The organism is Waterburya sp., assembly GCF_058530065.1.
On sequence record NZ_JBZNBU010000124.1, the window covers coordinates 1 to 8,203 of the forward strand.

General features: G+C 39.8%; 8 protein-coding genes and 1 tRNA gene. 5 read left to right on the forward strand and 4 right to left on the reverse strand.

Annotated elements, in window-relative coordinates:
* The first annotated feature begins 207 nt into the window (after nt 1–207).
* Together AC33VI_RS08250 and AC33VI_RS08255 are read left to right on the forward strand one after the other, a co-directional pair.
* Nucleotides 208–645, forward strand: coding sequence for a cupin domain-containing protein (locus tag AC33VI_RS08250; protein WP_491781788.1), 438 nt, complete (start codon nt 208–210; stop codon nt 643–645).
* A 117-nt stretch (nt 646–762) separates the two neighbouring features.
* Nucleotides 763–996, forward strand: a complete 234-nt coding sequence (locus AC33VI_RS08255; protein WP_491781789.1) for a solute carrier family 23 protein — start codon at nt 763–765, stop codon at nt 994–996.
* Here AC33VI_RS08255 and AC33VI_RS08260 read toward each other — a convergent pair.
* Nucleotides 985–1,311 (reverse strand): hypothetical protein, encoded by a 327-nt coding sequence (locus tag AC33VI_RS08260; RefSeq protein WP_491781790.1) that lies wholly within the window; start codon nt 1,309–1,311, stop codon nt 985–987. The genes AC33VI_RS08255 and AC33VI_RS08260 overlap by 12 nt on opposite strands.
* A gap of 80 nt (nt 1,312–1,391) precedes the next feature.
* Nucleotides 1,392–3,149, reverse strand: coding sequence for a glycoside hydrolase family 9 protein (locus tag AC33VI_RS08265; protein ID WP_491781791.1), 1,758 nt, complete (start codon nt 3,147–3,149; stop codon nt 1,392–1,394).
* Nucleotides 3,150–3,417: 268 nt separating this feature from the next.
* On the opposite strand from AC33VI_RS08265, the gene dapB reads away from it, so the two are divergent.
* A complete protein-coding gene (gene dapB, locus AC33VI_RS08270; protein WP_491781792.1) occupies nt 3,418–4,245 on the forward strand; it encodes a 4-hydroxy-tetrahydrodipicolinate reductase in 828 nt (275 codons plus the stop codon).
* 26 nt (nt 4,246–4,271) lie between these two features.
* On the opposite strand, the gene AC33VI_RS08275 is transcribed toward dapB, so the two are convergent.
* The gene (locus AC33VI_RS08275) at nt 4,272–4,472 is read right to left on the reverse strand and encodes a hypothetical protein (protein ID WP_491781793.1); all 201 of its coding nucleotides are present in this window, start codon (nt 4,470–4,472) and stop codon (nt 4,272–4,274) included.
* A gap of 32 nt (nt 4,473–4,504) precedes the next feature.
* Complete coding sequence (gene larE / locus AC33VI_RS08280; RefSeq protein ID WP_491781794.1) at nt 4,505–5,308, reverse strand: ATP-dependent sacrificial sulfur transferase LarE; 804 nt, start codon at nt 5,306–5,308, stop codon at nt 4,505–4,507.
* 208 nt (nt 5,309–5,516) lie between these two features.
* Here larE and AC33VI_RS08285 point away from each other — a divergent pair, with 208 nt between their 5' ends.
* Together AC33VI_RS08285 and AC33VI_RS08290 are read left to right on the forward strand one after the other, a co-directional pair.
* Entirely contained in the window at nt 5,517–7,697 is a 2,181-nt protein-coding gene (locus AC33VI_RS08285; protein ID WP_491781795.1) for a ComEC/Rec2 family competence protein, read from the forward strand.
* Nucleotides 7,698–7,762: 65 nt separating this feature from the next.
* Nucleotides 7,763–7,849 (forward strand) — tRNA-Ser (locus AC33VI_RS08290).
* Nucleotides 7,850–8,203: the final 354 nt, after the last annotated feature.

The following is an 8,203-nucleotide window of genomic DNA, read 5'->3' on the forward strand; positions in this document are numbered from 1 at the left end:
GCCCAGAACACGAAGCTGGGCTTGCCCCGTTTGGCTCGGGGTAAACGGCTTTGCGAGAAACAAAATCCCAACAATATTAAGTGCAACTTCAAGGAGAAATGGTATAACATCAAACCTAATAAATACCTGAGTTTTCTTTCTGTTCCTCTTTCAACAGCCATACAATACTAATAAGCAAAATTCAAGCTACTAAAGAGAAGTGACGCGATGAACCAACAGTGCATGATTCCTGTAATCAAAACGGTCGAGGATTATCAAGCTTATCGTATCAGTCCCAACGATACTAATCGTTTGGCAATTATTTTCGATCCTGATAGTGCCAACGATTCTTTAACCGTCTGCGTGGAAATATTTGAAGTGGGTAGCGAAACTCCCCCTCATCGTCATAACTTTGCGGTAGAAATGTTTTTTATCCTCAAGGGTGAAGGAATAGCAGTTTGCGATGGAAAAGAAACATCTCTGCGTACTGGGGATAGCGTCTTAATGCCCAAAACAGGGACGCATTATCTTAAAAATACTGGCAACGAACGTCTCTATGCTCTCTGTATGATGGTGCCAAACGAAGATTTTTCCGAATTAATTCGCAATGGTATTCCAGCACCTTTAGACGAACAAGATTTGAAAGTGTTATCTCGAATTAAATGACTAAAATTAGCGAACAAGAGAATATTTCTTTAATTACTAAATTTCGCTTCAAATCTTAGTTTTTCAGCAAGCCTCAATTATAGTGCTGCGATCGCCATATTCGTAGCTGCAATATCTTTGTTAGGGGTGATTTTAACGGCTATTGTGGCTAGGGGGTTTTGGCGATTAATTCCTATTCTGGTAGGGATAGTTGTGGGATGTATCATCTCTCTGCCCTTAGGTTTAGTCGATTTCAGTCCAGTAGCCCAAGCATCTTGGCTAGCTGTTCCTCGCTGTACTACACCCAGTTTTAGTTTAACCGCTATTTTATTTATATTACCTGTGGCGATCGCATTTTGCTCAAAGCTGTGAGCTATTATAATTGTCGTCTATTTTGTTGGAATTAAGATTCCGCACCAGATTTCTATGACCAGCACAGTCACAACCATAAAGTTCGATCGCCTTATCTCCTTCTCGATCCATTTGAGCTGCGGTTTCAGCATCATAAGCACTACAACCACAGCCTACAAAAGGATAGTCTGTCTCACTTTCAGGAATTTCAGCAATTTGACTATCCAATTCGGGAGCAGTAAAAACATACTCTTTGGCACTAACGGAATTAGTTCCTAATAGAGATAACACTATAGAACCAGAACAGCCTAAAGTAGTCAGTAATTTTTTATTCATTATTTCCTCTGGAGAAATTAAAAGTCAATTATATCTTGTTAAAAATTAATTGTTGAGTAACTACTAACAATTATCAAAAGCTATAAATTAGATAAATTAACAATTAGACCGATCGCAGCAGCATTATAGTCCGTAGCATTGCCATTGGTGGCGTAGGAAAGTTCGTTATCGGCATAACTAAGATATTCTCGATGATAATGAGCTATGCCATCTTGAGCTTGACCATTTGCTCCAGAAACAACCAAACCAGGAATTTTGATTTGTTTGGCTCTAGCATAGATATTACTGAGATATCGAACTGAATTTTTCCCTACATCGGTAATAAAAGTTTGATTAAAATGATTGCTCCCCAAAAGGTAATTTAATTGAGCTATGGCAGCATTAAGGTATTGGGTATTGTTGGTTATTTGATAGGCATTAACTAAAACAATTCCCGCTTCGGCGATCGCTCTATTCGACCCCCAGATAAAGCGATCGCTAGCGATTTGGTAAGGATTTTGCTGGGTTATTTCTAGAAGAGAATCTGCCTTTTGTTGGATTTTGGTTTTAATTTTCTGAATAATGGTTGCTGAAGTCGGCTGAATTTGTTGTTGTAAATAGTTAGTCATGCCTAAAATAGCAGGATCTTTCCAGCTAAAGGAATTGATTTCTAGATTGTCTAGATTAGCGGCAAAATAATTGGCAAATTTACTATTTCCCGTAGTGATATATAATTCTGCTGCTGCCCACAGGCGATCGTCAACATCTATAGTGAGGCTTTTTTCCTGATTGTGTTCTGAAGCCAAATATTTATCCGATCCCAAATCATCATCTTCTTGCCAATCAACTAGCATTTCAGGTTGGGTTGCTAAATATTCCCAAGCAGAGTTTCCCGCAATTAAATAGCGCTCGGCTTTTGCTGGCTCGACCGATGCAAAATTACGACTGGCGATCGCCATTACCGCAGCAAATTTAGCCGTTTCGGGGGTTGAAATACCGTAAATATAACGGGGTTGAATATCTTCATCGGGGGCTAAACCTAACGCCCAAGTAGTACCGCCTACCTTACGATATACCGCACCATCATCCCGCTGCATTTTGAGCAACCAGTCTAAAGCCAATTCCATTTCGTCTAATAAGTCGGATCTGCCATTGTTACTTTCGGGAATATTTAATTGACTGTCGGGAAATAGGGCGGGATTTTTTTCGTAGAGACTTAATAAACGACCAATCGTCACCGCAGTTGTGGTGACATACTTGTTATAAGAACCGCCATCGTGCCAGCCACCAACGACATTTAAAGTTTTGTTAGTCTCAGAATGGGCAACAATTCCGTCTTGCAGGTGACAGGGAGGATGAGAGATGCCCGAAACAGGATCGTCAATTTCTACTCCACAACGCATTAGATAATAAGAGCGGAGTAGTTTAACTAAACTATCTTGATAGATATCTTCGCCAATAGCAAAAGGTGCGGACTCCAATTTTTGGCTGCGGAGATAATAGTTACCTGGCTGAGTAATCTGACTGAGATCGATAGTTGCGATCGCTTCTTGATTGTTGGGATCTATTTTGGCTGGGGCAACAGTTAGAGTGGTAACTTCTCGATCGGTATCGCGATCGATTAATTTAATGTTATTTGGGTATGATTTTGTCGGGTTTATTAGTTTATTATCTCTAAAAAAAGCTATTTTTTGCCATTGGGGTAAATATCCTACTTGATTGACTACTATATCTGACTTTTTATTGAATATACTTCTTTTAGATAAATTTTCCAAATCGCTATCTAGACCGAACAATATACCAGTTAAAACAATAGCCAAGATTGCCAATAAAAAATAATTGTTCCATCTAAATTTCATAATTTATTTAAAGTTCATTGCCAGCTATTAGATTGTAAAACTCTTGTAATTGTTCCCGCACAATCTTTACATCAAATTCGAGCAATTGGTTTCTGAATCGACATCATCCTACTACTTGATGAAAATTTAGATTAGAAGTAAAAAACCAAAAACACTTTGTTTCAGGATTTTACTTAACCAGGGGAATCGCTGTTCCTTGAAAAAACGTTACTTTACTGGGGATTCGATCTAAAATATTTTTTCTGAGGACTTTATCAAAATTAAACAAATGACAGAAAAATCGCCGATTCCCGTAGTAGTCAATGGTGCTTTGGGTCAAATGGGCAGAGAAGTAATTAAAGCCGTATCCCAAGCCGAAGATATGATGTTAGTCGGTGCGGTAGACCTCAATCCTAAATATTTAGGTCAAGATATTGGCGAAATTATTGGTATCGGAGCATTAGAAGTTCCCGTACTCAACGATCTACAAAGCGTTTTGGTCTTAGCTACTCAAGAAAAAGTCCAGGGAGTAATGGTAGATTTTACTCACCCCAGTAGCGTTTATGAAAATACCCGTAGCGCGATCGCCTATGGAGTCCGCCCCGTAATCGGAACTACAGGGTTAACGGAGGAACAACTAAAAGATTTGGGTGAATTTGCCGAAAAAGCCAGTACTGGCACTCTAATTATCCCTAATTTTTCTATTGGTATCGTATTGCTCCAACAAGCTGCAATTACTGCTTCTAAATATTTTGATCATGTAGAGATTATCGAACTGCATCACGATCGCAAGGCTGATGCTCCTAGTGGTACGGCAATTAAAACCGCTCAAATGCTGGCAGAAATGGGTAAATCATTCAATCCTCCCAAAGTCGAATCCAAAGAAACAATGGAAGGGGCTAGAGGTGCTACTGCCGAGCAAAATATTCCCATTCATAGCGTTCGTTTGCCTGGTTTAATCGCCCACCAAGAAGTTTTATTTGGCTCTCCAGGAGAACTGTATACTCTGCGTCACGATACGAGCGATCGCGCTTGTTATATGCCTGGAGTCTTGCTTGCTATTCGCAAGGTTACCGAACTTAGTTCTTTAGTTTATGGTTTGGAGAAGATTTTGTAGGGATTAAAAATTAAATTTATAACTATCTAAAATAAAAGAGAGGGGGTTGATTCCCTCTCTCTGCCGCCTTGTGGCTGGTTGTTGTTTTTTTGATTTTGTTTTTTGAGTTTATTACGCAGCATTTGTTCTCTTTTGCGTAGCTGTCTGGCTCTAGCCGAGCCGCCTTTGCCTTTGTCGTTACGCCCCCGTTTACGAGGAGACTCCCAACGTTTGAGTCGTTCTACCATAGTTATTTAGTTTTGAATTTCCACAGTCTTACTTATTGTAGCACTTGATTTAATTTTCCACTACGAAATCCTTCTAAATCGAGAGTGACATAAACAAAACCCAAGTCTTGAAAAGCTTTGACTAATTGGGGTAAATCTACTTTTTGAACAAAGCCAGCAATATCTTCAGCGGGTAACTCAATTTTTGCCGTATCTTCAATCGATCGCACGCGCAAGTTTTGATAGCCCAATTTACGCAAGTATATTTCTGCCCTACCAACTCTTTGCAATTTAGTTACAGTAATAGCTTCCCCATAAGGAAAACGGGAACTCAAACAAGGTTGGGCTGGTTTATCCCACCAAGCCAACCCCAAACTGCGAGAAATTTCTCTCACTTCCATTTTACTAACTCCCACTTCGGCTAAAGGCGATCGCGCACCCCGTTCCTTTGCTGCTTGAATGCCAGGGCGATAGTCTTGGAGATCGTCGGCATTTACGCCATCCACCACATAAGGATAACCGCGCTTGAGAGCTAAAGGCTTTAAAGTATCGTGTAGTTCGCTTTTACAAAAATAACAACGGTTTGTGGGGTTAGAAGTATAGTCGGGATTATCCATTTCATGAGTCTCAACTAACTCATGTCTAATACCAATTTGTGCTGCTTGAGTTTGAGCGTCAATTAATTCCTCTGGCAGTAAAGAAGGAGATACTGCCGTCACTGCCAAAGCGCGATCGCCCAAAACATCATAGGCTATTTTTGCCACTAGGGTACTATCAACTCCACCAGAATAGGCAATTAGAGCCTTGTCTGTACTTCTAAATAACTCCTTTAACTGTTCTAACTTGCGATCGCTCATTCCCTAAGCTCAAATAATTGTTAACTAATGTATATGGTATCGAAATTCGGGTAGTTAATTGTCGATCGCTTGAATTTATCAGACAAATAATTGTCCATTGTCCATTGTCCACTGTCCATTATGAAATGCCCTATGTTTTACTGGGATAGATCGAATTGGATAAAGTCTATTATTTTCCCTTTGCCCTTTCCCCCTTAACCTAACTTCTATGACTCGTAATAGTTGGATAGTTATCTGTCTGGCGTATATTATTGGCTTACTATCTACTAATTTATTTGCTGTTTCCATTTCGGGTTTGACAGGACAACAATTATTTCTGGCGAACTCCTTGATACTAGGGATTACTTTCGTAAGTGCGATTGCGCAGCTAGCCGTAGGCATCGCAACTCAGAAATCAAGAATATCCCTTCGAGTTTGGTGCGGTGCTGCCATAGTAGGTATTTTGGCTGTCTTTTATTTTCAGTTACGCCTTCCTCAACCCAAAATTGATGATATTGTCTACCAAGTACCCATTGAATCGGAAGTAGTCATAGTAAAAGGGAAAGTTCTTAATGAGCCTAAATTAAATAGCAGCAATAAGCTTAAGTTTTGGTTGCAAGCATCCCAGGTTAACGCGCAAAAAGTATCGGGAAAACTTTATACAACTATCCCCTTATTGCAAGGTACGGGAATCGATTTAGGAGAAGAAATTAAGCTAAAAGGCATTTTATACAGCCCTCAAGGTGCTGCATTACCTAACAGTTTCGATTTTCAAGCATATTTAGCCCGTCGGGGAATATTTACGGGAATGCAAGGATTAGAAATCTTAGAAAGTTCTAATTCCGAACCTGTTTGGGGATGGTGGAAACTGAGACGACGTATCGTACGCAGCCATTTAAAAGGTTTGGGCAGTCCTCAAGGACAACTACTCAGTTCGATGGTTTTGGGGCGCAAAGCCGTAGATCTTCCCACGGAGATTCGCGATCGCTTTATTGAAGCAGGGTTAGCTCATGTTCTGGCTGCATCTGGGTTTCACGTCTCTTTGCTCTTGGGTTTGGTGCTAAAACTTACCAGCCGTCTGGCTGCCAAAACCAGATCTCTGGTGGGAGTATCGACTTTAATTATCTATCTAGGATTAACTGGAGTTCAAGCTTCGGTATTGCGAGCCTGTTTGATGGGATTGGCGGTATTGCTAGCAATAGCTTTAGAAACGAAAGTGAAGCCTTTGGGTTCTCTTTTATTAGTAGCAATGCTGATTTTAATCTTCAATCCCTTATTAATTGGAGATTTGGGTTTCCAACTCAGTTTTTTAGCAACTTTTGGTTTAATTGCAACCATGCCAGCACTACAAGCTAGGTTAGATTGGCTACCCCCTACAGTTGCTAGTTTAGTTGCCGTACCTTTAGCTGCTTCCATTTGGGTATTGCCTTTACTTTTCTATCAATTTAACGTGGTAGCAACCTATAGCATTATCGTCAATATCCTTTGCACCCCTTTAATTGCGATAATCAGTCTGGGGGGAATGATAAGCGCGATCGCCAGCTTAATGTTGCCAGCTATGGGTAGTGCGATCGCTTGGCTATTGTCTTATCCCATGACAATGTTAATTGCTGTAATTAACTTTTTTGTTGATTTACCAGGGAGTTCGTGGGCGATCGGACAAATTTCTTTAAGTATTTTATTAATTATCTATGGCTTGCTAATTGCAGTGTGGTTACAACCAACATGGGGCAAACAGTGGAAACTATTTGTTTTATTCGCTTTAACGATAATTATTTTTCCCGTCGGCTACAGACATTTTAATTTAACTCAAATTACTATTTTGCCTACCAAATTAGAATCAGTAATTATTATTTGCGATCGCGGTCAAACAATTATGATCGATAGCGATCGTCCTAAGTCTTTTCAATATACAGTGCTGCCATTTCTTAAGAGACTAGGTATCAATCGCCTAGACTATTATCTCAACTTCAATCGCAACCCCAAAACAGAATTTTCCCCCCCAGGCGATCGCATTTCTCTCAAAAACACTATTAATTTGCCAGACGAAATCACAACCAACTCTTTGACAATATCTTATCTTCACGATTCAATTTTAAAGCTAGAATCTCTAGAAGCAATTTGGTTAGTAATTAGTAAGAGCAAAAAAGACAATCGACAACTTTTAGAATCTATTCGATCGAACAACGATCGTCAAAAACCAATATATTTAATTAGTCCCGATTACAATCCAGAATTTTTACAACTCAACCCTAAGACAATCATTACTTATGAGCCTGTAAATTTCCACTCCCAACAAAAGAGCGATCGAATCAATTTTTACAGTCTCCGACAAAGTGGGGCGATCGCGTGGACTCCTAAACTTGGTTTGCACTTAATCCGAACAAGGCAATTTGATAGTATTTTTTAATAATTGACTAGCCATTTACTGCCAAATCTCAGTAAAATAACTTTGGAGACTTCGCGTACTCACCTGGAGAGGTGGCAGAGTGGTTGAATGCGGTGGTCTCGAAAACCATTTCAGGGTCAAACCTGACGGGGGTTCGAATCCCCCCCTCTCCGCTTTTTGTTCTTTTTGTCTCTTCACAAATTAAACGTCGTTGTTCGCACAATATTGTCGCTTTTAACAATTTAATTTCGCGATTCAACGCAATGCTGTCAGAGTTATAGTCATTCTAATTAATTTCCTCATGAATGAACTTGTCCTAATCTAACTTTGTACGGCTATATTTCCTCTTATCGGTTTTACCATTGAATCATTTCAATAATTGAGCTTTTGCTAATTCTTCCTAAATTTTTCCAAAAATAAGTAGTCGTGCCAAATTAATTGACTAGTGAAGGATAGGTAGTGAGTAGTGAGTAGTGAGTAGTGAGTAGTGAGTAGTAAGGTGATCGGCCGGCCCGGCTCCGTGTCAA